Source organism: Vibrio diabolicus, from assembly GCF_011801455.1.
Taxonomy (GTDB): domain Bacteria; phylum Pseudomonadota; class Gammaproteobacteria; order Enterobacterales; family Vibrionaceae; genus Vibrio; species Vibrio diabolicus.
On the sequence record NZ_CP042452.1, the window covers coordinates 239,647 to 263,438 of the forward strand.

Annotated in this window: 23 protein-coding genes; 14 read left to right on the forward strand and 9 right to left on the reverse strand. The window is 44.7% G+C overall.

Annotated elements, in window-relative coordinates:
- Nucleotides 1-147: 147 nt before the first annotated feature.
- The 5 genes from FR741_RS16515 to FR741_RS16535 all read left to right on the forward strand — a co-directional run bounded on the left by FR741_RS16515 (nucleotide 148) and on the right by FR741_RS16535 (nucleotide 6,008).
- Nucleotides 148-1,158 (forward strand): putative 2-aminoethylphosphonate ABC transporter substrate-binding protein, encoded by a 1,011-nt coding sequence (locus FR741_RS16515; protein WP_167427226.1) that lies wholly within the window; start codon nucleotides 148-150, stop codon nucleotides 1,156-1,158.
- Between the two features lie 324 nt (nucleotides 1,159-1,482).
- Nucleotides 1,483-2,589 (forward strand): putative 2-aminoethylphosphonate ABC transporter ATP-binding protein, encoded by a 1,107-nt coding sequence (locus FR741_RS16520; RefSeq protein WP_167427227.1) that lies wholly within the window; start codon nucleotides 1,483-1,485, stop codon nucleotides 2,587-2,589.
- 8 nt (nucleotides 2,590-2,597) lie between these two features.
- A complete protein-coding gene (locus FR741_RS16525; RefSeq protein WP_167427228.1) occupies nucleotides 2,598-4,322 on the forward strand; it encodes a putative 2-aminoethylphosphonate ABC transporter permease subunit in 1,725 nt (574 codons plus the stop codon).
- 9 nt (nucleotides 4,323-4,331) lie between these two features.
- Nucleotides 4,332-5,036 (forward strand): phosphonate utilization transcriptional regulator PhnR, encoded by a 705-nt coding sequence (gene phnR, locus FR741_RS16530; protein ID WP_167427229.1) that lies wholly within the window; start codon nucleotides 4,332-4,334, stop codon nucleotides 5,034-5,036.
- A gap of 66 nt (nucleotides 5,037-5,102) precedes the next feature.
- On the forward strand, nucleotides 5,103-6,008 hold the full coding sequence (locus tag FR741_RS16535; protein WP_167427230.1) for an EamA family transporter: 906 nt from the start codon (nucleotides 5,103-5,105) through the stop codon (nucleotides 6,006-6,008).
- 68 nt (nucleotides 6,009-6,076) lie between these two features.
- On the opposite strand, the gene FR741_RS16540 is transcribed toward FR741_RS16535, so the two are convergent.
- Together FR741_RS16540 and FR741_RS16545 are read right to left on the reverse strand one after the other, a co-directional pair.
- Nucleotides 6,077-6,628, reverse strand: coding sequence for a porin family protein (locus tag FR741_RS16540; RefSeq protein ID WP_047008000.1), 552 nt, complete (start codon nucleotides 6,626-6,628; stop codon nucleotides 6,077-6,079).
- 52 nt (nucleotides 6,629-6,680) lie between these two features.
- The gene (locus FR741_RS16545) at nucleotides 6,681-7,589 is read right to left on the reverse strand and encodes a VirK/YbjX family protein (protein ID WP_167427231.1); all 909 of its coding nucleotides are present in this window, start codon (nucleotides 7,587-7,589) and stop codon (nucleotides 6,681-6,683) included.
- A 423-nt stretch (nucleotides 7,590-8,012) separates the two neighbouring features.
- Between FR741_RS16545 and FR741_RS16550 the strand changes: the two genes are divergently transcribed.
- The 6 genes from FR741_RS16550 (at nucleotide 8,013) to FR741_RS16575 (ending at nucleotide 14,606) form a co-directional block, all read left to right on the forward strand.
- A complete protein-coding gene (locus tag FR741_RS16550) occupies nucleotides 8,013-8,372 on the forward strand; it encodes a DUF3316 domain-containing protein (protein WP_005395335.1) in 360 nt (119 codons plus the stop codon).
- Between the two features lie 216 nt (nucleotides 8,373-8,588).
- Nucleotides 8,589-9,989 (forward strand): FAD-dependent oxidoreductase, encoded by a 1,401-nt coding sequence (locus FR741_RS16555; RefSeq protein ID WP_167427232.1) that lies wholly within the window; start codon nucleotides 8,589-8,591, stop codon nucleotides 9,987-9,989.
- 113 nt (nucleotides 9,990-10,102) lie between these two features.
- Nucleotides 10,103-11,227 carry a M14 family metallopeptidase gene (locus FR741_RS16560; RefSeq protein WP_005395332.1) on the forward strand — a complete coding sequence of 375 codons (1,125 nt, stop codon included), beginning with the start codon at nucleotides 10,103-10,105 and terminating at the stop codon, nucleotides 11,225-11,227.
- 457 nt (nucleotides 11,228-11,684) lie between these two features.
- A complete protein-coding gene (locus tag FR741_RS16565; protein ID WP_005395330.1) occupies nucleotides 11,685-12,665 on the forward strand; it encodes an OmpA family protein in 981 nt (326 codons plus the stop codon).
- Between the two features lie 136 nt (nucleotides 12,666-12,801).
- The gene (locus FR741_RS16570) at nucleotides 12,802-13,671 is read left to right on the forward strand and encodes a LysR substrate-binding domain-containing protein (RefSeq protein ID WP_167427233.1); all 870 of its coding nucleotides are present in this window, start codon (nucleotides 12,802-12,804) and stop codon (nucleotides 13,669-13,671) included.
- A gap of 161 nt (nucleotides 13,672-13,832) precedes the next feature.
- A complete protein-coding gene (locus FR741_RS16575) occupies nucleotides 13,833-14,606 on the forward strand; it encodes a phosphotransferase enzyme family protein (protein WP_167427234.1) in 774 nt (257 codons plus the stop codon).
- On the opposite strand, the gene FR741_RS16580 is transcribed toward FR741_RS16575, so the two are convergent.
- A complete protein-coding gene (locus tag FR741_RS16580; protein WP_167427235.1) occupies nucleotides 14,603-15,478 on the reverse strand; it encodes a LysR family transcriptional regulator in 876 nt (291 codons plus the stop codon). The two genes, FR741_RS16575 and FR741_RS16580, sit on opposite strands and share 4 nt — an antisense overlap.
- A 256-nt stretch (nucleotides 15,479-15,734) precedes the next feature.
- Here FR741_RS16580 and FR741_RS16585 point away from each other — a divergent pair, with 256 nt between their 5' ends.
- Nucleotides 15,735-15,971: a hypothetical protein gene (locus FR741_RS16585; protein WP_005395322.1), complete on the forward strand. Its 237-nt coding sequence runs from the start codon at nucleotides 15,735-15,737 to the stop codon at nucleotides 15,969-15,971.
- 77 nt (nucleotides 15,972-16,048) lie between these two features.
- On the opposite strand, the gene FR741_RS16590 is transcribed toward FR741_RS16585, so the two are convergent.
- The gene (locus FR741_RS16590; RefSeq protein ID WP_005395321.1) at nucleotides 16,049-17,545 is read right to left on the reverse strand and encodes a peptide MFS transporter; all 1,497 of its coding nucleotides are present in this window, start codon (nucleotides 17,543-17,545) and stop codon (nucleotides 16,049-16,051) included.
- Nucleotides 17,546-17,878: 333 nt separating this feature from the next.
- Nucleotides 17,879-19,249, reverse strand: coding sequence for an L-serine ammonia-lyase (locus FR741_RS16595; RefSeq protein ID WP_005395319.1), 1,371 nt, complete (start codon nucleotides 19,247-19,249; stop codon nucleotides 17,879-17,881).
- A 131-nt stretch (nucleotides 19,250-19,380) separates the two neighbouring features.
- On the opposite strand from FR741_RS16595, the gene FR741_RS16600 reads away from it, so the two are divergent.
- Nucleotides 19,381-20,223, forward strand: coding sequence for a YdcF family protein (locus FR741_RS16600; RefSeq protein WP_167427236.1), 843 nt, complete (start codon nucleotides 19,381-19,383; stop codon nucleotides 20,221-20,223).
- On the opposite strand, the gene FR741_RS16605 is transcribed toward FR741_RS16600, so the two are convergent.
- Both FR741_RS16605 and FR741_RS16610 read right to left on the reverse strand, forming a co-directional pair.
- Nucleotides 20,213-20,869, reverse strand: coding sequence for a hypothetical protein (locus FR741_RS16605; RefSeq protein ID WP_048624711.1), 657 nt, complete (start codon nucleotides 20,867-20,869; stop codon nucleotides 20,213-20,215). The two genes, FR741_RS16600 and FR741_RS16605, sit on opposite strands and share 11 nt — an antisense overlap.
- 248 nt (nucleotides 20,870-21,117) lie before the next feature.
- Nucleotides 21,118-21,384 (reverse strand): putative hemolysin, encoded by a 267-nt coding sequence (locus tag FR741_RS16610; protein WP_167427237.1) that lies wholly within the window; start codon nucleotides 21,382-21,384, stop codon nucleotides 21,118-21,120.
- A gap of 278 nt (nucleotides 21,385-21,662) precedes the next feature.
- Between FR741_RS16610 and FR741_RS16615 the strand changes: the two genes are divergently transcribed.
- The gene (locus FR741_RS16615; RefSeq protein ID WP_005395311.1) at nucleotides 21,663-22,181 is read left to right on the forward strand and encodes an NUDIX hydrolase; all 519 of its coding nucleotides are present in this window, start codon (nucleotides 21,663-21,665) and stop codon (nucleotides 22,179-22,181) included.
- Nucleotides 22,182-22,617: 436 nt separating this feature from the next.
- Here the strand turns inward: FR741_RS16615 and FR741_RS16620 are convergent, their stop codons facing one another.
- Nucleotides 22,618-23,364 carry a lytic transglycosylase domain-containing protein gene (locus FR741_RS16620; RefSeq protein WP_167427238.1) on the reverse strand — a complete coding sequence of 249 codons (747 nt, stop codon included), beginning with the start codon at nucleotides 23,362-23,364 and terminating at the stop codon, nucleotides 22,618-22,620.
- On the reverse strand, nucleotides 23,345-23,782 hold the full coding sequence (flgN, locus tag FR741_RS16625; RefSeq protein WP_006741304.1) for a flagellar export chaperone FlgN: 438 nt from the start codon (nucleotides 23,780-23,782) through the stop codon (nucleotides 23,345-23,347). Before flgN ends, FR741_RS16620 begins: the two co-directional genes overlap by 20 nt.
- Nucleotides 23,783-23,792: the final 10 nt, after the last annotated feature.

Consider the following 23,792-nt stretch of genomic DNA (forward strand, 5'->3'; position numbering starts at 1 on the left):
AAATGGCGGATCAATTGAACGATTATTCATCGCAAATTTTCGTAAAACTGCCATTTAATGGTCATGATTTCGTCACAAAGGCTCAGTAGGGTGTAATCGTCAACTGGTACAGACCAAATTAAAACTTAGCCAAATTAACTGGAGAAAATGATGAAAAACCGTTTGATGAAAGGAACGCTGGCTGCACTTGTCTCTCTGCTAGCTACGAATGCAATGGCAGCACAGGAAGTCACGGTTTACACCGCTTTCGAAACTGACATTCTTGCTAAATACAAGTCTGCGTTTGAGAAAGATAACCCAGATATCAAGATTAAGTGGGTTCGCGATTCCACCGGTATCATGACGGCGAAATTGCTGGCCGAAAAGAACAACCCTCAAGCGGAAGTGGTTTGGGGTCTGGCTGGCTCGTCAATGGCACTGCTTAAAGATGAAGGTCTTCTTAAGCCTTACACACCAAAAGGTTTGGAAGAGCTGCACGCGAATCTAAACGACCCTCAATCAAACCAAGCTTGGTTTGGTAACGATGCGTTCTTTAACGCAGTTTGTTTTAACGAAGCGGTAGCGAAACAACTTAACCTGCCTAAACCAACGTCTTGGGAAGACCTAACGAAGCCGGTTTACAAAGGTCACATTGCAATGCCGAACCCAGCGTCTTCAGGCACTGGCTACATGCAGGTTTCTGCTTGGCTACAAAACATGGGTGAAGATCAAGCATGGAACTACATGCGTGACTTAGACAAGAACATTGCACACTACACGCACTCTGGCTCTAAGCCATGTGTTCAAGCGGGTATGGGTGAAGTGGCTATCGGTATTTCTATGGCAAGCCGCGGCGCGAAGCTGAAAACACAAGGCGCACCACTAGCGGTTATCACACCAAAAGGCATCGGCTGGGAATCAGAAGCCGTTGGTCTAGTAAAAGAGTCGGATGCAGCGAAACGTGTTGTCGACTGGTCAATCTCTAAAGCAGCAAACGAGCTTTACGTAGAAATGTACCCAGTGGTTGCACATAAAGAAGTGAAAGCGACCGTATCTAACTTCCCGAACGTTCAAGAGAACATGGCGAAGATGGACTTCGCGCAAATGGGCAGCAAGCGTGCAGAGATTCTAGCGGCTTGGTCTGAGAAGTTCGACGCGAAATCAGAGCCAAAGTCTTAATCGAATTTGCTTTGAGTTGAATACTGAAATCCACCTCGGTTGAGGTGGATTTTTGGTTTTCTCTGTTATTTCAGAGTTTGTTGAAAGTAGATTCCTAGTCTCACCTAGGTTTGCTGGAATGACGGACTTAAGAAAGTTGGGAGCTTCTATTCGTATTCACAGCATCACTCTCGAGAGTAATAAAGGAGTGGTCGGGAATCTCTAATTACCACTTAAACAAACCTCATCGTCCTTCATCTATTTGTCATCTTCTGGCTATAAATTTGTCATTGGAACGTAACACTCCAAAATTAAAATTGGTATATACCATTTGGAGCGTGTGTTATGTCAACTAACCAACATTACCTAAATATCGAAAATGTAGTGAAGCAATTCGGACAGTTCACTGCATTAAAGAAAATCTCGCTAGCGATTGAAAAGGGCGAGTTTGTTTGTTTTCTTGGTCCTTCTGGCTGCGGTAAAACCACTCTATTACGTGCTATTGCAGGTTTAGACTTGCCAACGTCTGGTGCAATCTTTCAAAACGGTCAAGAGACCACATTCCTACCACCAGAGAAGCGCGATTTCGGCATTGTATTCCAGTCTTACGCGCTGTTTCCGAACCTAACTGTGCAAGAGAACATTGCGGTGGGCTTGAAGAACCAAGGTATGTCGACCAAAGAAGCGTTAGAGAAGGTGGATTACTGGCTAGAAACCATTGGTCTTCCAACCTCTGGCGAGAAATTCCCTAACCAACTTTCTGGTGGTCAACAACAGCGTGTGGCACTTGCTCGCGCATTAGCGTTGTCTCCGGGTCTACTGCTACTTGATGAGCCGCTGTCAGCGCTGGATGCAAAAGTACGTGTTCACTTACGTGACGAGATTTGTAAGCTGCAGCGTAAGCTTGGCATCACCACCATCATGGTTACGCACGATCAGGATGAAGCGTTGTCGATGGCGGATCGTATCGTGGTAATGAACCATGGTGTGATTGAGCAAGTCGGCACACCTCAAGAGATCTACCAACAACCAGCAACGCGCTTTGTCGCTGAGTTTGTCGGCAGCATGAACTTTATTGAAACCTCAGTCGCAACGGACTCCCAAGTACGAATTGCAGAAACCCTGATGCCAGCGCCAAGCTTGACCAATCGTAAGATCCAACGTGGTGACCGCTTCGACCTTGCGGTGCGTCCTGAAAGCATCAAGTTCGTTGAAAACTACACCAACTCTTTACCAGTGCGAGTTACGGCTACCGAGTTTTTGGGGGCGTTTTTCCGTATTGATTGCGTATTGCAAAACGACAGCTCAATGAAAACCATCGCAGTGGATGTGCCTGTGGAAACGGTTCAAAAACTCAATATCAAAGCGGGCGATGTACGTTACATCCAGTTTGCTGAAGAAGGGCTGCATGGTTACGCCGTGCCCTCGGTTGATAAAGCGCTAGCAGCGTAGGTGTAAACATGGATGCGAAGACAATGACGATGAATAGCCTAACCACGCAAGACAAAGCAAAATCCCTACTCGGACGTGTTAGCCGCGACAACCTTGTGTTGTTCGGTTTGCTCGCTGGTTTGTCGACTATGATGGTGCTGTTCATCTTGATGCCGCTTTGGGCAATGTTGACCAAGAGTGTGCAAAATGCCAATGGCGAATTTGTCGGTCTGGCAAACTTTGCGACGTACTTTTCCTCTTCAAGCTTGTGGGTGTCAGTGGGAAACACCTTCACTTTGGGCGTGATTGTGACCTCGGTAGTGGGTGTGCTTGCGTTTGGTTATGCCTACGCGCTGACTCGTTCATGCATGCCGTTTAAAGGTTTGTTTCAAATCCTAGGTACCGCGCCGATCCTCGCGCCTTCGTTACTGCCAGCGATCAGTTTGATCTTCCTTTTTGGTAATCAAGGCATTGCCAAAGAGATGCTGTTAGGAAACTCGATTTATGGCGTGATTGGTATCTCGATGGGTTTGATTTTCTGGACCTTTCCTCATGCATTGATGATTTTAACCACTTCGCTGCGTACTTCAGATGCTCGCTTGTATGAAGCCGCCCGTGCACTTAAAACCTCACCCATCAAAACCTTCTTTATGGTGACGTTACCTGCGGCGAAATACGGTTTGATCAGTACGCTTATCGTCGTCTTTACGCTAGTTATCACGGACTTTGGTGTGCCGAAAGTGATTGGGGGCAGCTACAACGTTCTGGCGACTGACATCTTCAAGCAAGTCGTGGGACAGCAAAACTTTGCCATGGGTGCGGTGACTAGCATTATGTTGTTATTCCCTGCGGTAATGGCGTTTGGCGCAGACCGCTGGGTACAGAAAAAACAAAAGAGCTTATTCGACACTCGCTCGGTGCCTTATCAGCCAGAACCTAATAAAGCGCGCGACAGCATCTGTTTGGTCTACTGCAGCATCATTTCTATTGCAGTGCTGGCTGTGCTTGGCATGGCGGTGTATGGCTCGTTAGTTACGTTCTGGCCTTGGAACAAAGCGTTGACGCTAAACAATTACAACTTTGCTGAAATGAGCACTTACGGTTGGAGCCCATTCTTCAACTCGCTAACGCTGGCAGGTTGGACGGCAGTGATCGGTACAGCCATCATCTTTGTCGGTGCTTACTGCATTGAGAAAGGGCGTGCGTTTGGTCCAATTCGTCAGGTGATGCAAATGCTTAGCGTGGTGCCAATGGCAGTTCCGGGTATGGTGCTTGGCTTGGGTTACATCTTTTACTTCAATGATGCGAACAATCCTTTGAACGTGCTTTATGGCACCATGGCATTCTTGGTGATTAACACGGTAGTGCATTACTACACCGTGGGTCACATGACAGCCCTGACAGCGCTAAAGCAGTTGCCATCGGAGATTGAAGCCACGGCGGCATCGGTGAAGCTTCCTCAATACAAGTTGTTCTTTAAAGTGACATTACCTGTGTGTTTACCTGCGATTTTGGACATTGCGACTTACTTGTTTGTTAATGCATTGACCACCACTTCTGCGGTAGTATTCCTTTACTCAACCGATACGATTCCGGCTTCGGTCTCGATTCTGAATATGGACGATGCAGGTCAAACTGGCGCTGCATCGGCAATGGCTGTGATGATCATGATTGCTGCCGCAATTGCGAAGATTGTTCAGATGACTTTGGGTAAATTGTTAGAGAATCGCACACAAGCTTGGCGCAAAAGATAAGGACACTTCGTGCAATACGTAAAAATTAAAGATTCGATTGTTGAACAGATTGAAGCGGGCATGCTATCGCCGCGTCAAAAACTGCCAGCAGAGCGTAAGTTGGCGGAATCGTTCGATACTACACGCGTCACTCTGCGTGAAGCTTTATCATTGCTAGAAGCGGAAGGTCGAATCTATCGCGAAGACCGCCGAGGCTGGTTTATCTCACCTGAACCATTGCGTTACGATCCAACCCAAACACTTAATTTTCCGAACATGGCGAAAGCGCAAAATCGTGTGCCAAAAACAGAAGTGATAGCCGCAAAAGGCACTTTGGCTAATAAATTGGCCGCTCGTTTGTTGGACCTTCAGCCGTTTTCAGACGTATTTCGTGTCGACCGCGTTCGTTACCTAGAAGAGCGTCCGGTGGTTTATGTCACGAACTACATTCGACCAGACATATTTCCCAACTTATTGTCTTATGATTTATCAAACTCGTTAACCGACATTTATCGTGAACACTATGGTGTGACGTATCAAAAGATTCGCTACCGCATTTCAACCAGCACTTTGTTGGGTGAAATGGCTCAAGCATTGCGCGCGACAGCCGGCACGCCAGCGATGGTGGTGGAGCGCATCAACTACAACCAGCACGGTGAGTTGATTGATTGCGATATCGAGTATTGGCGACACGATGCCATCAGCATTGAATCTCTGGCGGAACTCAATCGTTAAGTGGATTTTCTCATTATCTAAGGCTCCATCTCGGGGCCTTTATTTTATTCAGACAGGAACATTGAAATGGATTTGTTGGCGATTGGTCTCGTCGTTTTCTCTGCTGTTCTCCATGCGGGTTGGAATATCCTTGGTAAAAGCAACTCAGGCTCTGGACTCGCGTTTACTATGGCGGCCAGCTTTTCTGCATGTTTCATTCTTACCCCTTATTTGATTTGGTATTTGGCGACCATTGGCTGGACATCATTGCCGAGTGAATTTTGGGGATTGCTGTTCATTAGCGGCATTTCACAAATGGTTTATCTGGTTGGTTTGATTATCGCTTATAAGCACGCAGACGTGGGTGTGGTTTATCCGATTGCTCGGGCGCTGCCTGTAATGATGGTTGGCGCAATCAGTGTGGCATTGGGGCATGAATTATCCAGTCAGCAGTGGCTTGGATTCTTGCTGATTACCCTTGGTTGTATGCTGGTACCACTGACGAACTTTCGTCAAATGACATTCGGCTCCTATTTGAACGTCGGTGTGTTCTGGGCATTAATTGCCGCAATAGGCACAACGGGTTACTCGGTGGTCGACAAAGAAGCGCTGAGTTTACTCACAGGACAAGCATCAGAGATCTTGAATGATCAGTACAGTGCGATCTTTTACTTAGGCGTGCAGTTTTGGGCGATAGGTATTCCTGCCTTTGTGTGGTGCTTGGTTACAGGCAAACCAGATGAGATTAAGACTGCGTGGCAGATCCGCAAAACCGCCAGCATGGCAGGGGTAATGATGGCATCCACCTACGGTTTGGTACTGTTTGCGATGACCATGACAGACAACGTCAGTTTGGTCGTGGCACTAAGGCAAATCAGCATTGTGTTTGGATTGTTTATGGGGATTTGGTTTCTGTCTGAGAAATGGTATCTCACCCGAGGGCTTGGCGTTACTTCTATCGTGGCGGGGATCATTCTCGCGCTTGCGTATTGACCTATATTCACGAAAAAAGGCAGCGAATGAGCCTCTCGCTGCCTTTTGTATTAACTTGTAAGCCTTGTTTAAAAACGCAGTTGCGCACCAAACATCACACCGCCAGAATCAAAATCGCTATTCTTGGCGTAGTTGTACTCTAAGTTCAAACCAAAGTGTTTATAGGCCCAAGCGACACCAGCAGCGGCTTCTCCGCCAAGACTAGACTCGTCATATTCTTTATTCTGACCATTGTTTTTAAGCGTGTAACTTAACGTGTAGTAAGTGATACCGCCTTTCCCGTAAAGCTCAAAGCCAGCTCCCAGAGGGTAACTTGCGTAACCGCTGAGTCGAGGCCCGCCATAACTGACATCGGTGATTTCTGTTAAGGGACTGATAAGTACGGAGCCAATGCCGTTAAATGCGCCCTTATAGCCGGCTTCAATACCAAAGTTGTGATCGAACATGTAACGGTAATATACATCACCAAGGAACATGTCACCTTCATCATGGCTATTGTTCACATCGTAACTAACATTACCGTAGCCTAAATTTGCTCCAACAACATGTTGGGTTGGTTGTGCATGAGCCGTTAAGGAAAGTGCGGACAGTAAGCATGCAACGGCGTACTTGTAAGACATAAAAACTCCGAATCATAAAATGAAAAAACAAAACGTCATGTGGTGCGTTGGGTTAACGTAGCCTTGTCATGAACTCCGCTTTGGTATTGTTTAACCATTCGTAACGACGTCGATACATCGAACGCTTAGAACGCGACATGCCTTCGATATCACGACGCGGGGCATTCACATCGAGTGAGTAGAAATGACGGTTGTATTCGGTGCCGCCCAACTCTTGCCAGAGTGCATCGTAATCGGTTTTGATTCGTCCTTTACTGTAGCGTCGTGCAGCATAAGTATGGGATTGTGTTTTTACCGCTAGAATCGTATTCACTTCCCAAATTTGCGCGAGTAAAGTGAGCAAACTCACCATCAAGCTTTTTGGTCTTTGCCCGTAAAGTTTACGAGTTAACTTTTTAATTTTCGCGTTGTTCTCTTCACTGCTGCGTGGCCCTTGCAAGCCGCCAATCATAATGCTGCGTCCAGATTCTATGTGGCCGAGAGTAAATGAGAGCGTATAAAAGTTGCCATCCTCCGCGCTGTGTAGCACTAGGCTCATGTCGCCTTCTTTTTGGTAACGCGCTTCGTACACCAAGCGCACAGAGTACAATGTCTCGTCGATTTCAAATGATGTTAATGTTAAGCCAGTCGAATCGGTATAGATCTCTTCAATGGTCTGTTTAGAAAACAGCTCTGAAATGGTTTTGTAGTGATCAACCACTAGGTTTGAACGATCGAACGCTGAGTTATTTTTGATGATGTAGGGACGAAACGGTTTTTCTAAAAATCGGTGCGTACGTGCACAAAGTATCTCTAGCAATGACGATTCAATATTATCTGACAGGTGCTTAAACGCTCGTTTGTAGTAAAGTGCGCGCAAGATGAACTTAGCTCTGTAGGTCCAAATTGGCTTATAGACATCAGCATAATCATCTGAGTAAATTGATTTGCTATGGTAAAAAATGGATTTGTTCGCGGTCATTTTCACTCCAGATTAACGTGTGCTCAACAGCCACAATTAAGAACCGACGGACGAGCAGCGAAGAACCCGAAAAAGGGGAAATACAAAGCACTACTAAAAGGGGAGGTTTTGCTGTGCCCGACGTTTATATAAGGTTTTGAACACTGTTCTTTTGTTGGGATTCTAAGAGAAAATTGACCTTAGGTATTGTATGGGTTGGTAAGGAAATGTCAGTTTGGAAGCCACTTTGAACGTTGTGATTACGAGGTGGAAAAATGCTCGTGTTGGCAGAGTATGATGCCGTGTTGCTAAGTTAAAGTGAAATGAGTTGAACAAGAATTGAACGTTATTTGAAATTATTTTGACGTGTTTCTGGTCTTTATACGTACCTTATAAATATCGAGCCAATTTAGGTCCGATATAAAGGTAAGTAAGGAGAGGTTTATGAAACGCTTAATGACTTTAGCAAGTATGATTGCTCTGACTGCTGCACCTTCTGTTGTTTTTGCTGGTGGCTATCAGTGGACAAACGATACCGAAACGATCCATGGTGATGTTATGGATAGCAAACAAGCGGCTTATGAAATGGGTCGTGACATGATTCAGAACTATCAAAGCAAATCACCAGGTCAGCTTCGTGACGAGTTTACAAGCCTTACAGAGTATGTTGATCGCCAGTCGTTTTCTATCACTGACTCAAAAGTCATGGTGAATGAGTTCTTGCAAAGTGACGGGCAAGTTGTATACCAGCCTATTCTCAATGTTCAATACGAGTACCGCATGCGTGAAACCGGTAAATACTAACCAGTAAGACGGTCTCGATTTTCCGATAATTTATATCCTTGCTGTTTGTTTTGGGGAGCGCTGCTCCCCATTTTTGTATTCATTGATAGCAGAAACTTCCACTCTCTCAGCGCAACATTTGCTATCGCTCAGCGTTAGATATTCTTGCTCGTTGATTGTGCTCATCGTTTGTAAAGTGTTTACAGAAACGATGCAACGCACTAACAAGGATATCCGATGACACATAGTTCATACTGGTTCAAACAGGCCATTGAAGCTGAACAGCCAGAAACGCCGCAACCATTACATCAAAATATTGATACCGATGTTGCTATTGTCGGTGGTGGCTACACCGGACTTTGGACAGCGATTATGATTAAGCAGCAATCTCCTGAAAAACAGGTGGTTGTTATCGAAAAGGGCTTGTGTGGCAGTGGGGCATCTGGCGCGAATGGCGGCTGTATGCTGACATGGTCTACCAAGTTCCCAACGTTAAAACGGTTATTCGGTGAAGAACATGCTGTTTGGTTGGTAAAAGAGTCGGAACAAGTGGTGTTGGAGATTGACGCATTTTGCAAGCAACATGGGATTGATGCACAGCTATCACTCAACGGTGTTTATTATACGGCGACAAACCGAGCGCAAGCTGGAGGAATGCAACCAGTTGTCGACGAGTTACAACGGCTAGATGTGAACAGTTGGCGTCGTTGCTCGGTGGAGGAACTGTGTGCTAATGCGGGTTCACCTCGCCATATTGAAGGCTACCACTCTCCGGTTGCTGCTAACGTACAACCCGCCTTACTTGCGCGAGGGTTACGCCGTATTGCTATTGATCTGGGTGTAGAAGTTTATGAGAACACGCCAATGACGCGTCTAGATTATGGAAAACCTGCCACCGTCTGTACACCTAAAGGAAACATTCAAGCGCAGCAGGTGGTGTTGGCATTAAATGCATGGATGGTGGAGCAGTTTAAACAGTTCAAAAACAGTATCGTGGTGGTCTCTTCCGACATGGTGATCACCAAGCCGCTTGGTGATACTTTGTCTCAATCTGGTTGGCAAGCGGGTTCGAGTGTGTTGGACTCACGCATCTTCGTACATTATTACCGAGATACGCCAGATGGCCGTTTGATGCTAGGCAAAGGCGGTAATCAGTTCTCTTTCAACAACCAAGTTGACGCGATGTTTAACAAGCCGACGCGTTATCAAACTCTACTAAAAAAATCATTCGACAACCTTTTTCCTCGCTTAAAAGGGGCTGAATTTGAGTACTCTTGGACTGGCGGTTCGGATCGTTCCGCAACTGGGTTTCCTTTTTTTGGCCAATTGGATGAGCAAAGTAATGTCTTTTACGGGTTTGGTTATTCAGGTAACGGCGTTGCCCAAACTCGAATGGGTGGAAAAATTTTATCGTCGTTGGTGTTAGGGCTAGATAACGAATGGACGCGAAGTGGTTTAGCGCAAGGACCGCTTGGGTATTTTCCACCAGAACCAATACGTTGGCTGGGAGCAATGATGGTACGAAATGCTGTTCGCCGAAAAGAGGAAGCGGAAGACAATGAGAAACATCCGTTTGTTTGGGATAAATGGCTAGCGAAACTCGCAGGACCAGCAGGCAAAGCGGATAAGCTCGACTAAACTGAAGACTTTAGCCACAAACGAGACAGTTTGCAGTGAAAGTCATTGGGGGGCGATGTAGCCTTGTGTTAGCCTCTGTCTTTCAAGCTCAGATTTAAAAGGTGAGTAATATAATGAAAGTATTCAGCAACTTCGATAGCGGCAGCATTCACGTAGTGAAAGCGGACGACAAAAATGACATCCAACTTAAAATCCCTAATGACAATATGTCGGAATTCTACCAGTGGTTCCATTTCCGTCTAGAAACCGAAGCCGAGCAGTCGCACACGATCAAACTGCTTGATTTGGCTAAGTCGGCTTATCCAGAAGGGTGGCAAGGTTATGATGTCGTAGCGTCTTACGACCGTGAAGAATGGTTCCGTATACCAGCAGAGTTCGATGGCGACACGCTGACTTTCACTGTTATCCCTGAGCGTAGCTCAATTTACTTCGCGTACTTTGCGCCTTACACATACGATCGTCATTTAGACTTGTTACACATGGCACAAAGCGCGCACCACTGCCAACTAGAAACACTAGGCCACACATTAGACGGCAATGACATGAGCTTGCTAACGTTTGGTGAGCCGGAAGAAGGCAAAAAGAAAATCTGGATGATTGCACGCCAACATCCGGGTGAAACCATGGCTGAATGGTTCATGGAAGGCATGATCCAACGTTTACTGGATGAAAATGACACGGTTGCGCGTGCATTACTGGAAAAAGCAGTGCTTTACGTGGTACCAAACATGAACCCAGACGGTGGTATTCGCGGCCACTTGCGTACGAACGCGGTAGGCGTGAACTTGAACCGTGAATGGCAAACTCCGTCTATGGAGAAAAGTCCAGAAGTCTACCTTGTTCGTCAACGTATGCTGGAAACGGGTGTTGACATGTTTTTAGATATCCATGGTGATGAAGCAATTCCTTACAACTTCGTCGCTGGCTCAGAAGGTATTCCTTCTTACGATGAAAATCTTGCCGCTTTAGAGGCATCATTTAAGCAAGCGCTACTGACTATTACACCTGAGTTCCAAGATGAGATTGGTTATGATAAAGATGAGCCGGGTAAAGCGAATTTGACGGTAGGCTCAAACTGGGTCGCGGAGCAGTTCAAATGCCTGTCGTACACGATCGAGATGCCATTTAAAGACAACAACAATCACCCAGATCCGCTTTATGGTTGGTCACCAGAACGCAGTGTATTATTTGGGCAAGATGTCTTAGCTGCAACGCTTACCGTGGCGGATAAAATCTAGTTCGATAAGTTCACGTCTGTTCATTATTTCGAAAACAGCTCATTTTAAATGAGCTGTTTTTTTATGCCTTTGATATCCATTCTCTCCTGTAAAAATTTGTTGCCATTCACAGGCTTAAATGTCGATTCTTAAATTTGAGAAAATGGTTTTTTATGGTGATTTGCGTCACAGAAAACTGGCTATTTTGTGATATTCTCCGCAACGAATTGACTATGGCTAAACCAACGCAACGAGACTTTATTTCTCGGTTGGGTATGCGGATGAAGCTCATGAATAGATGGTCTTGAGGTTATCTTTCTCCGTTTTACGTCATTGGCGTTTGAATATCATTTTTTGATTCTTTCCTACGCTATTTAGCTATTTCTGTTCGAAGAAAAGAGAAAGTTACGGCTTCATATTTTACGGCAGTATGCTGCCTCGATGTGTTGCTTTGTGTACAAGAAAAAGGAAAAGAATAATGAAAAAAATCGCTATAGCAGTGGCTACTGTACTTGCTGGTGGTGTGATCTCAAACGTTGCACTTGCTGACACTTACATGGGCGGTAAAGTAGGTTACAACTCTCTAAATGATGCGTGTTACCTAAACGAACCTTGTGACGACGACAGTTTTGCAGCATCTATGCACCTGGGCTACAGCTTCAACGAGTACGTTGCAGCAGAGTACGGTGTTGATTACCTTGGTGACTTCACTGCAAACTTCAAAAAGCCGGGCCTAAACACCGTTGACGGTGATCTTTGGGCGTTGACTCTTGCTCCTAAATTCAACCTACCGCTAACAGATTCTTGGAATCTATTCGCGAAAGTTGGTGCTGCATACATGATGGCGGGTGACGAAAAAGATTTCGTACCAACAGGCTCTCTAGGTGCTGAGTACAAAATCAACTACAACTGGAGCCTACGTGCTGAATACCAACGTTACCAAGATATGTCTGATGACGTGATTGAAGACATGGATTCAGATTTCTTCGGTATCGGTTTCAACTACAAGTTTGGTTCTGAGCCAGTAGTTCAAGAAGAAGTGGTTGAGGAAGTAGTAGAAACACGCCCTGCAACACGTATTGTTGAGCATGTTTACCCTGCTCAAACAACAGCGACAGTACAATTCGACCTAGAAAGTGCAGAAGTGAAAGATGCATCGACTCTTTCTGGTACCGTTGATCTGATGAACACTTACCCACAAGCTCAAGTTGAGATCACGGGTTACAGTGATACGACGGGTTCTGCTGCGTACAACCAGCAACTTACAGAAAAACGCGCGAAAGCCGTTGCTGACGAGTTCCAAGCAAAAGGTATTGCGGCTGAGCGTATGACAGTGAAAGGCATGGGTGAAGCTAACCCAGTAGCAAGCAACGAAACACGTCAAGGTCGTCAAATGAACCGTCGTGTTGAAGTAGTTGTTCCTGCGTTTGAATACCAAACCACTGAGAAAGCAGAATAATTCCTGCTTAAGAGACAGTTCCAAAAGCCAGCGTGTATCACGCTGGCTTTTTTGATCCCACTTAACAAACTCAGCACTTTCATCAATTTGTCATCACCAGTTCATACCATGGCTGCCAAGTATTTGGGAGAGTGTTATGCAAAGTTTACCGCCGCTTAATTTGCTCCGAGCGTTTGAAGCCACGGCGCGATTACAGAGCTTCACTAAAGCCGCAGAGGAGCTCAATGTGACCCGTGCGGCCGTCAGTCAGCAGGTGAAATCGCTAGAGCTGCAGTTAAATGCAACATTATTCGAGCGCAAGGGTACGCACCTTACGCTGACCAGCTCAGCAAAAGAATACTGGCCTGTGGTTAACCATGTGCTTCAAACCTTATCAACCTCGACCCATCATTTATTTACTCGCCCACAGAACAAGCAAATTACCTTACATGTCGCCCACAGTTTTTGCTCGCAATGGCTAATACCAAGGCTGGCCGATTTTCAGCGTCAATTTCCAGATGTTTCCTTTAAGATCTCGACAACCGCGAATACGGTTCCAAACGCCAGTGCGATCTCAGATATAGAAATTATTAACGGAGATGGCGATTGGCAAGAGCAACAAGCTATTCAGCTTACCCAAGAAAACTGGATCGTTGTAGCAAGCCCCGGCTTTATTCAGTTAAATCCGATTGATGACCTCACGAAGTTGTCTCAAACACCTAAAATCTGCACCGGCGGTTATCATGAATCTTGGCAGGTATGGTTTGCGTACCAAGGTTATCAAGGCAAGGTGAGCAAAGTGATAGCCGAATTTGAACATTCATTGCTTGCTATTCAAGCTGCAACTAATCAACTTGGTGTCTTGCTGGTGAGAGACTTTCTTGTTGAGGATGAGTTGCAACAAGGGATATTAGTACAAATCGGAGATTGGCGTATGCCCAGCTCCGGCGCACACTATATGATGGTTAGAGCATCAGAAAAGTCACACGTAAACACCTTTGCCCAATGGTTAATACAAGGCCTTTGATGTTTTACGGTCTATTTTTACAGCGGTACTTATTCTTGCGATTTACCTAACAAAATGCGCGGTTTCTTATAGGGTCAGTCAACCTTCTCTAAAAGCTTTGAGTGTATGATGATCTAGCTTTACGTTATCTGATGCGCGCTTAATCCACACAGGATACTGTTATGGAAACAATGCAAGGCGGTAGAGAAAATGCCATCTATCGAAAAGGGAATTTGATATCTCGTCCTGCCAGTTATTGGACGATGACTGTCCATCTGCTACTTACCTATCTTCATTCACGAGGCTTTACGGCATGCCCTAAAGCGGTTGGTATTGAGAAAGGAAAAGAGTGGGTTAGCTATGTCGAAGGAGAGACTGACAACTATCCATTGATTGGCAACATTGCTTCTGTTTCCGCGCTCCAATCTGCGGCAAAAATGTTACGCGATATGCACGATGCATCTGAGGGTTTCCTTAAGCAATATCAAAATGAAACGCTGCACTGGATGCTGCCACCACGAACACCACAAGAGGTGATTTGTCATGGTGATTTCATGCCATATAACGTGGCACTCCATGGAGAGTTTGTCGTTGGTGTGTTTGATTTTGATACGGCGCATCCGGCACCAAGAGTTTGGGATGTCGCTTTTTCGGTCTATGGTTGGGCACCATTTAAAACCGATGAGCACGATAAAATGGGCTGTTTGGAGCAACAAATTCAGCGTGCAAAACTCTTCTGTGACGCTTATGGGTGTTCGAGATTGGAACGGGAAGAGCTGGTGGAGGTGATGACACATCGACTCTCCGCGTTAGTTGATTTTATGAGAGGGGTCGCAGCTCAAGGTGATGATAGGTTTCAAGCGAACCTAGAAGATTGCCATCATACCGCTTACCTCAACGATATCGAGTACCTAAGAAAACATAGACAAGTCATCACCCTAGGACTTTTAGGTTAGGGCTGGGTGATATCTTTAATGACATTGAATAACCACTGGTTTATCGGGGCTTGCTGTTGTGAGCGACGACAGCTCATCACGTAGCGAACATCAAGCTCTAACCCGCCAGGAAGCGCGATACTTCGGCAGCCCTTAGGCACATGTCCACTCATGGTTATACCAAAATGATCCGTTTGTAGGAGCACTTTTTGAATCATCGCAGGATGTTCAATTTCTACCTTAGGTGTGGTTCTGAACCCCATATGATTGAGCCTTTCCAACAACGGGTATCGGTAGTCGTTCCATCCCGGCGTTTTGAAAAGTAAAAAGGGGTAGTTTTCTAGCTCTTGGAAATGTTGAGCGGGATGCTTATCTCGAACAAAAAATACTGCTTTTCCTCGACCTAGTTCGTTTTGAATAATTGACTGCGGAAGATCCTCATCAAAATAATGAATCGCAATAGCGTTTTCACCCTCAGTTAATCGCTTTTTCGCGTCGCTCCCCCAACGTAAACAAGCGAACTTTGCTTTTGGGGCGTGTTTTAGTAATTCTAAGTAAAACTTGTCACCAAAGTAATCCCAAAACAATGTGTTCGCATAAATAGTGATCGAGCCGTCAAAATGAGCGGGTGAAAAACTCTGTGGTTTGATGGAATCAATACTGGTGAGGATTTGTTCAAAATGTGGCATGTTCGCCTCGACAAAAGCGGTCGGTTCAAAGCCATTTTTAGTCTGAATGAACAAAGGGTCATCGAGCTGCGCTTTCATTTTTGTCAGGTTTTTGCTGATTGATCCTGATGTCTTTCCGAGTGAATCTGCCACCAATCGGACGCTACGTAACTCATACATCCGTTTTAGTACCAATACGTTTTGAATGTCCAGATTAATGCTCATACATCGTCTCATTTGTCTTCTGCTGAGAAATCATATCTCTGGATTGCTGAACAAAAGACAACGTTCGGTCAATTTAAGCATGCTGTCGTATCTTATGGTTTATTGAAGGCGACGGTGGACAGCAAATAGGCTTGGTCATATCAATTTAGTGGTTTGGATTTCCATTTGGTAAATGATGACTTTCCTCGTATGAACATGTTTCTGTTGTTACAGTTTTTTCATCGAAAGAAAGTAAGAACAAAAACAGAGGTGACGTATGAAAAAATTAATCGCACTTGGTTTGATGGTTTGCTCAACAAACATAGCATTAGCTGGCGATGGGTCATACACGGGCACGATTGATATGACGATGGCTACGAAAAATCAGGTCGACGTCGAGCGCGCAGATTCTCAACTGACGCTGAAAGGTCGAAATGAAACGGCCTATGGCGGGGTAATTATCCAAACGGATGCTGCTACACAAAAAATCGAACTTCGTGGTCGACGTGATTAATCGAACATGTTGTTGTTAAGAAAATGCCGCGAATATCGCGGCATTTTTTATATTTTGAGATAGGTAAATCATCAAACTCAGCTTTGAACTTCAACCCCAGCTTCGATCTCGACTGGTTGCGCTTGAGTATCGCTTTCTTTCGCCGCATCAAGCATCTTGCGAATAATGAGTGACGCTGCCATTGCGATAGCGACCATGACAACAGCAAGGACAGTGAGTAATTGGAAATAATCACCATATACGTTTTGTACAATGTCTTGTGTGATGGTCTGTCCTTTCTCTAACGCGATAGAGGTTGAGAATGCAGCACCAATAATACCGCTTAATGCGATTGCCACAGAAAATAGGCTCACAGAGAAGTTTTCGATGTGCTTCGGCGCGACGGAAAGAATAAACGCTACGACCATCGAACCCACGATGACTTCTGCAATCGCTTGGAAGAAGTGAATAGCGAGAAAGATTTCTGGCATGATCACGACATCTTCACCCACGGTAGTCACGGCAAACGTCAAGATACCAAACGCTATCGCGGTCAGTACAAATGCCAAGGCGATTTTTGTCGCGGTAGAGAGGTAGATATCGCGCTTTTCCAGCAACCCAAAAAAGCCAGCTACGATAGGACCACCAACCATACACCAAAGCGGGTTCATTGCCATTGCTGCTTCTGGTTCGAGCGGAATAAAACCAAATAGAGAGCCTTTTAATGTGTTGATAGCAACCATGTTCATCGAGGTCATCATTTGTCCGTAGTAAACAAAGAAACAGGTTGTCAGCAAGGTCACAATTAAGATGGTCCCCATCTTCAAAGACTCAGCTTTGCTTGCTTTAAGCATCAGAGATATGAAGTATGCGATCGCCGCCCCTCCGATGGCGTATACGATATTTTGGCCAATATCCATGTTTGAAAACATGAAAAATACCAACGCGATCATTGCCAATGAAATCAATGCAAAAAGTACCCAGTTTTTTAAACTTACGGTTTTTTGATCAAGCTCAGAGGCTACGCCAACAAGATCTTTGCGGAATACCAATAGCATGATCAATGCCGCTGCTGCCATAACAGCAGAGATGGTAAAACCGCCATTAAAGCCGATCACAAGGACAATCATTGGGAACAAATATTGACCTAAAAAGGCGCCAACATTATTCACTGAATAATTGATTGGGTATCCTTTTTCAAAATCTTCTTGTGATTTGAACGTTCGTTTATAGAGGCTAGGGTAAGAGGGTGACATCAGGCCGCGGCCGTAACTGGCGAGCGCAATACCACACATTGAAAGTGGAACGTTAGAAGCAGAAGCCCCCAACACGAGTAATACGTAACCGGATGCAAAAGCGAAATATGCGATAGAAAGTGAGCGATAAGCTCCTAAAAACTTATCTGCAATAAAGCCGCCCGCAATCGCGAAAAGTGGCCCGATCGCCGAAAAAGCACCAACGATCATCATCGTATCGGCTTCGTTGTAATTTAGATCCTCTAGAAAAAATCGAGTTAGACTTACTAATACACCGTAAAATGATAAGCCAAACATCATTTGGCAGAACATCATGGATTTATTGAGTTTATTCCACATAATTTTGTACTCACATTAGCGGAGAAAGGTAGGTATTGTTATTTCTATTAAATAGTAATGAAACGAAAGATTGAGTATTGAAATAATTGTCGCATAACGTGGAAATGCTGCACTATATTTTCTAATGCTTAGGTAGCTAAATGCTAATGTGTTGTTCTAGATCAATTTGAATAAAGCAGTGCTTAATTCTGTTTTTGTTTAATTTTGTTGTATTTGTTACTGATTGAGGCTAAAGGGGGTTTATAGGATTACTGGTAAATAAAAAGAGGTCTTGCGAGAAAGGAAATTGCTGACGAAGTGCATCGCCAGCAATGATATAGCGGGCTTATTTGACTATTCGCATGGCGGTGCCATATGAATGACGGCCAAGCCACCTAAGGAAGTTTCACGGTATTTTTTGTTCATATCTTTACCAGTTTGATACATGGTTTCGATAACTTTATCTAATGAAATAAGGCATTTGCTCGTGCGCTTTAATGCCATACGTGAGGCATTAATGGCTTTCATTGCGCCCATGGCATTTCTTTCAATGCAAGGCACTTGAACCAAGCCGCCGATCGGGTCACAAGTCATTCCTAATGAATGCTCCATCGCAATTTCCGCGGCTATACAAATCTGCTCGTTACTGCCGCCTCTGAGTGCCGTTAAACCAGCGGCTGCCATGGATGAAGATACCCCGACCTCTCCCTGACAACCCACTTCGGCGCCGGAAATTGACGCGTTAGTTTTGTATAAGATGCCGATAGCGCCAGCGACTGCGAGAAAGTCTTTCAGCTGTTTAATATCAAGCTCTTTGATGAAGCGATGGTAGTACATCAATACCGCCGGAATCACCCCAGCAGCGCCATTAGTTGGAGAAGTAACGACTTGTCCGCCAGCTGCATTTTCTTCGCTAACCGCAAAGGCAAAGAGGTTAATCCAATCCATGATCTCCATTGGATCATTCTCAACTGCAGCGTTGGCTTCGAGCTTTTTCAAAAGGTTTGGTGCACGACGAGTGACATTGAGACCACCTTCTAAAATCCCTTCCGTATCGAAACCACGTTGCATGCAGAGCGACATCACTTTCCAAATTTGTTCTGCTCTTTGGCTAATTTCTTCATCTGAGCGGAATGCCAGTTCGTTTTGTAGAATCATGCCTCCCAAACTAAAACCGTTAGTCTCGGCTTTTTCCAGCATCTCATCCGCTGATGTGAAAGGAAATGGTACCGCGACTTCATCTTGTTGCGTGCCGTTTTCTAGTTCGTCAGCGGTGGCGATGAACCCACCTCCGATGGAATAATAAATTTCAAACGCCACTTGGTCTCCCGCAGCGTCTAGTGCGGTAATCGTCATTCCGTTTTCATGCAGGGGAAGGTTGTCACTATGAAAGACGATGTCATGGTCGTAGCTAAACTCAATCTGGTGCGTACCAGCGAGCAGCAGCGTGTTGTTGTCTATAGTATTTTGTAGCGCACTTTTAGCGCTACTCATTTTGATGGTATCGGGTTTATTTCCCATCAAACCAAGGACAGTGGCTCGGTCTGTGTGGTGCCCTCTACCAGTGAGCGATAATGAGCCATAAAGGTCCACTTGCACCCGATGCACTTTCGCCATAGAGTCGCTAACTAGTTGAGTGAAATGGAATCCGGCAAGCATAGGACCATTAGTGTGGGAGCTAGAAGGCCCGACACCAATCTTAAATATATCGAAAATCGACAGCATAATTGACTTCCTTTAGCAGTGAACCTTTATAAAGTTCTCTAGAACAGTGTTGTTAACTAGATGTTAAAGCCTGTAGGCCGGGAGTGAAAGAAGATTTTTGTAACACTGCCAACTAAGCGCGAGATTTTGAAATGAAGTTAGACAATGTGGTCATTGTTTTAGGTAAACGCCTCGTCAATAGCAGATTGACCGTTGAAGGGGTAACAAGAGTCGAAGCCTTATCTAATACGATTGCGTCATTGCCGACAGAGCGAACGGCGATTATTTTTTGTGGTGGATTAACGCAAGGACAATGCATTTCTGAAGCAGATGCAATGTACAGTTATTTTAAATCTCTAAATGCGGCCGCTGTGCATCCGTTCCCTGAACATCAAGTACTTTTAGAAAATCGTTCTTTGAATACGTTTCAGAACATGCGTTACGCTTCTCGCGTTTTGTGTGATAGTGGTTTGTTCCAGTTATGGTCAGCGCGTCCGGTTGAGGTCACCTTGTTGTCGAATGACTACCACCTTGAGCGAATCATAGAAATCCAAACCTTGATGGATGAGCAGGGATTATTACGAGTACTAAAATCTGAGTGCGCCTCCATGGGCGTTACTCTCAACTTACCATTGGATATCAACAAACATATCAGCGTACCATACCCACATAAAGGGCCTGTGGCGGCGGTATTTTTATTACTGGATGAACTCACGACTTACCGAGTTTATTTAGAAGGGGTCAAGCTGGGAGCATTTTTACGAGACTTATCGGTTGTCCGAAAGAAGCCGCTTATGATCGCGAGACATGCCATTCAGCAATTGCTCGCTTTACCACTCGATAAAGATAGTTTGCAACAGATTGAAGATATGAAAAAGGCCATCGAAATGACGGCCTTGGATGAATCTGTAGGAGTTGCGGAACAAGCGTTAAGGATCGTTCATCCGATATTAACTGCATTGAACCGCCGCTTGGATCCTGAATCTATTCATTAAGTTCGCGTTTTGTGCGGACTGCGCTCAATGCGATCAAACAGTAGCAAAGGAGTTCCATGCCTTCTTCCGAAATATTTTTAACATCACGGATGTAGTTCTCGTCCATCACTTGTTGCCAAAAACTGCCCATGCCATACAAGCGAGAGAAGACCAACAATAGCATCACGGCACCAATTAACAGTTTCATGTGGGGAACCGTTAAGATGGTCGCCATTTCGTTCATGGTACCTTTACCACCTTGGTAAGCTTTGGCGCAAGCCAGTGCGGTGACAGCGAGCGCAGGGAAAACCCAAGAACCATGACGAATCATGTCTGTCCAATAGTCTGTTTCACGAATAATGAGCACCGCGAAAAAGCCGGCAATCAAAATGGCCGCATGCTTTAGCTGAGGCTGTTGTTTAGATAGACTGAAAAATGACCATGACGCAATCGCGAGCATCACAAGCTGGAGTGTTTCTGTTATGGAAAGCTCACCAAGGCTTGAACCCAACACGACATAATCAAGGCGAAGACTGAGGTTAACGAGAATACTGATAGCGACAATCATCAATGCACTTAAACTCGATTTATAAATGATGCGCTTTGACTCTTCAGTAACAACGTTGCTTGGGGCTGACTCGGCTTCTTTTACTATTTGTGTTTTCATCTTGCTCACCTGTTCCAGAAAATGTGGAATAAATGTGAATTAGTGTGATCTGTGTTTGGGATTTTATTGTCCAAGTGGAAAGTTATGTCAGAGGAATGTCAAGAATAGAACACTGTTCGATATAGTATCGATGTGCGGTAAAGTCAGAGGTATGTAAAAATGAAGTGAGAAAGTTTGATAAATCAAATAAAAAAGGAGCCTAAAGGCTCCTAAGTGATAGAGGGAATCTGGCGTGTCGACAAAAAAATTTAGTAGTCGCCACTCTCACTTTCTTTATGATTGTCGCGATAGTATTCCCATTGCTCGACATGATTATCGTCAGACAGCACGCAGTAAGTCACACGTTCGCCATTTTCCGAAACGGTATCCAACTCACCACCTTGCTGAACACAGTAAACGGCTGCAGGATTTGCGACGGAGGTATACTCAGTCGAGCGAGTGGCACCTTCGTAAGTTGAACAACCAGCCAGTACCAACGTTGCAGCCATAGCCATCATTAAATTTGTCTTTTTCATTCTTTATCTCCGCATGGGGTGGGCGAGTATTGTATTGATTATAGGCAACTTTCAGAGATTATTGTCTTATCGATGTTAAAAGTAAGAGGGACGTATAAGAATTTAGATATTCTCATCTTTTACTGGTTATCACGTCACACTTCTATTTGTTGCGGATTGTTACGAAGGTTAGAACCGTTGCGTTCAAACCAATGTCTTGAACGCATTTGGACCGACAACGATGATTTAAAGCGTGAAGTTCGGTAATATGCGCGCAAAACATGACAGTGGTATTTTCGATGAGACACTTAAAATCGACCGTTCATCCGGACATTGAGCACTTGGACGACAAAATTATTTTCCAGCGCAATGCGGCACGCGCCATCGTACTAGATGGTGAAGATGTGTTGTTGCTCTATACAGAGCGTTACCATGACTACACTTTGCCAGGTGGTGGTATTGATGATGGTGAAGATGTGATTGCTGGACTAGTTCGTGAACTAGAAGAAGAAACCGGCGCGCAGAATATCCATGGTATTAAGCCTTTCGGAATTTTTGAGGAGTTTCGTCCTTGGTACAAAGACGACGCTGACGTAATGCACATGGTGTCGTATTGCTATACATGTAAAATCGATCGTGAGTTAGGCGAAACGGCTTATGAAGACTATGAAGTTAAAAATGGAATGCGTCCAGTATGGATGAACATTCACGAAGCGATAGCGCACAATGAAAAGACCATGGCAGAAAGCCCGAAAAAAGGCATGAGCATCGAGCGCGAAACGTTTTTGCTTCAGTTGATTTCTAAAGAATTACTATAAATAACTTAGCTTGCCTCATAGTGACTTACCTACTCGTTGTTCTGTTAATAGGTCAGCTTTTAAATCGATAAAAAAAGTCCGGACTCCCCCCCGGAACCCGGACTTATTCCAGACGCGCAAGCGAAGCGTCATCTTGATATTTTAAATTTGTTTCGAACTATGAAAACAATAGCTGTTTTACATTTAGTGTGTAAATAATTATTAGGTCCAACCATTGGTTTTCATGTTTTTTGCAAACGCAATGTGACGCATATCTACCCAATTGGCAAGCGCAATTTGGGTACCTTTTAATAAACCACTACTCTTTCTTATCTTTAAGATACCTTACCTCAACTTTTTTGCACACGTTTGCATAGAGATCACGAGTTTTCAAATTGGCCGAACACGATCTTGTAATTTTACGTTTTTCTGACATTGGATTTTGTCGTGATTTTTATCACAAATTGACCAACGGAGGTAGTGGACTAAAGTCGATCAGCGGTTGCGAAACCATCGGAGCATCTGAAGCAAATAAGAGTAAAGGTTGAAATGATGAGGATTGTAACTGACGGATATCTATCAACTTTTCCAGCGCGAAGAATCGACTAACGTATTGGCGAGTCTCTTTAGGTAGTGTGAGCTTCTGAAAGTCGTTACTGCCTGCTCGCTGAATAGCGCGTGCGACACGCCCTTCACCTGCATTGTAGGCCGCTAATGTCAGCGCCATGTTTTGATCGAATTTGTTGTATAAAAACGTCAGATACTTGAGTGCTGCAGCTGTGCTTGCTTCTGTATCAAAGCGATCGTCTTGTTTTGTATCTACGGTCAACCCGAATCGTTGAGCTGTTGCTGGTATCAGTTGCCAAAGTCCGGCGGCGTTGGCATGAGAAACGGCTTTGGGGTTGTAAGAGGATTCCAACATTGGCACTAAGGCTAGACTCTTTGGTAAAGAGTGGCTTTGCAGTTGTTTGAAAATATGATGAATCACTAGGCTGGATGAATCGAGACGCTTGGCAATTTGTGGTTTGTATGGGGCTAAAACTTGATATTGCGTTTGAATATCAGCTGGGCTTGGTTTCGCCTGACTGGTGATTGAAAGGCAGGATAGTAAGGCGATAAAAATAAAAAGGCCTACAGTACTCAGCCGAGATGGCGACTGAATCTGTAGGCAAGACGAACATCGTTTAGAACGATTTATCTTCATAAGTGTGTTGCACAGGTTGTTTGAGTTGACTGACCAACTCATGGAACGCCGCAGAGCTGTGGCCATTGCTCTGATTGTATTGTTGGCACTGACTTACCAACGTTTCCAATAGCGCCCATTGTTTTCTAGCTTGCATACCTATTTGGGCAGGCAAAGCATTGAAAATTCGTTTTACGCTGGCGTCATTACACGCTAACCCCAGCTCTCGCATACACTGGCTTCTATCACTGGCTGAGCGGCTAAGTTTATTGAGTATTGGCATTTGTTTCTGAACATTGTTACTCAGTGCCTCACCATCAAACTTTAAGTACAACGTTTTTTGCTGTTGAAGCAAAGGGATAAGTTGTTGATAGAGCTTGATATCCTCAGGTATTGAGCGAATAAATTGTTGAATTCGCTGCGATACTGCGCTTGCCATGATCTCTTCC

Coding starts and splice junctions, on each gene's coding strand:
- FR741_RS16525 (WP_167427228.1), top strand. CDS start 2,598: ATGGATGCGAAGACAATGACGATGAATAGCCTAACCACGCAAGACAAA.
- FR741_RS16570 (WP_167427233.1), top strand. CDS start 12,802: ATGCAAAGTTTACCGCCGCTTAATTTGCTCCGAGCGTTTGAAGCCACG.
- FR741_RS16580 (WP_167427235.1), bottom strand. CDS start 15,478: ATGAGCATTAATCTGGACATTCAAAACGTATTGGTACTAAAACGGATG.
- FR741_RS16615 (WP_005395311.1), top strand. CDS start 21,663: ATGAGACACTTAAAATCGACCGTTCATCCGGACATTGAGCACTTGGAC.
- FR741_RS16620 (WP_167427238.1), bottom strand. CDS start 23,364: ATGAAGATAAATCGTTCTAAACGATGTTCGTCTTGCCTACAGATTCAG.
- flgN (WP_006741304.1), bottom strand. CDS start 23,782: ATGGCAAGCGCAGTATCGCAGCGAATTCAACAATTTATTCGCTCAATA.
- FR741_RS16535 (WP_167427230.1), top strand. CDS start 5,103: ATGGATTTGTTGGCGATTGGTCTCGTCGTTTTCTCTGCTGTTCTCCAT.
- FR741_RS16605 (WP_048624711.1), bottom strand. CDS start 20,869: ATGAAAACACAAATAGTAAAAGAAGCCGAGTCAGCCCCAAGCAACGTT.
- FR741_RS16590 (WP_005395321.1), bottom strand. CDS start 17,545: ATGTGGAATAAACTCAATAAATCCATGATGTTCTGCCAAATGATGTTT.
- FR741_RS16560 (WP_005395332.1), top strand. CDS start 10,103: ATGAAAGTATTCAGCAACTTCGATAGCGGCAGCATTCACGTAGTGAAA.
- FR741_RS16600 (WP_167427236.1), top strand. CDS start 19,381: ATGAAGTTAGACAATGTGGTCATTGTTTTAGGTAAACGCCTCGTCAAT.
- FR741_RS16545 (WP_167427231.1), bottom strand. CDS start 7,589: ATGACCGCGAACAAATCCATTTTTTACCATAGCAAATCAATTTACTCA.
- FR741_RS16585 (WP_005395322.1), top strand. CDS start 15,735: ATGAAAAAATTAATCGCACTTGGTTTGATGGTTTGCTCAACAAACATA.
- FR741_RS16515 (WP_167427226.1), top strand. CDS start 148: ATGATGAAAAACCGTTTGATGAAAGGAACGCTGGCTGCACTTGTCTCT.
- FR741_RS16520 (WP_167427227.1), top strand. CDS start 1,483: ATGTCAACTAACCAACATTACCTAAATATCGAAAATGTAGTGAAGCAA.
- FR741_RS16550 (WP_005395335.1), top strand. CDS start 8,013: ATGAAACGCTTAATGACTTTAGCAAGTATGATTGCTCTGACTGCTGCA.
- FR741_RS16575 (WP_167427234.1), top strand. CDS start 13,833: ATGGAAACAATGCAAGGCGGTAGAGAAAATGCCATCTATCGAAAAGGG.
- FR741_RS16555 (WP_167427232.1), top strand. CDS start 8,589: ATGACACATAGTTCATACTGGTTCAAACAGGCCATTGAAGCTGAACAG.
- FR741_RS16565 (WP_005395330.1), top strand. CDS start 11,685: ATGAAAAAAATCGCTATAGCAGTGGCTACTGTACTTGCTGGTGGTGTG.
- FR741_RS16595 (WP_005395319.1), bottom strand. CDS start 19,249: ATGCTGTCGATTTTCGATATATTTAAGATTGGTGTCGGGCCTTCTAGC.
- FR741_RS16610 (WP_167427237.1), bottom strand. CDS start 21,384: ATGAAAAAGACAAATTTAATGATGGCTATGGCTGCAACGTTGGTACTG.
- FR741_RS16540 (WP_047008000.1), bottom strand. CDS start 6,628: ATGTCTTACAAGTACGCCGTTGCATGCTTACTGTCCGCACTTTCCTTA.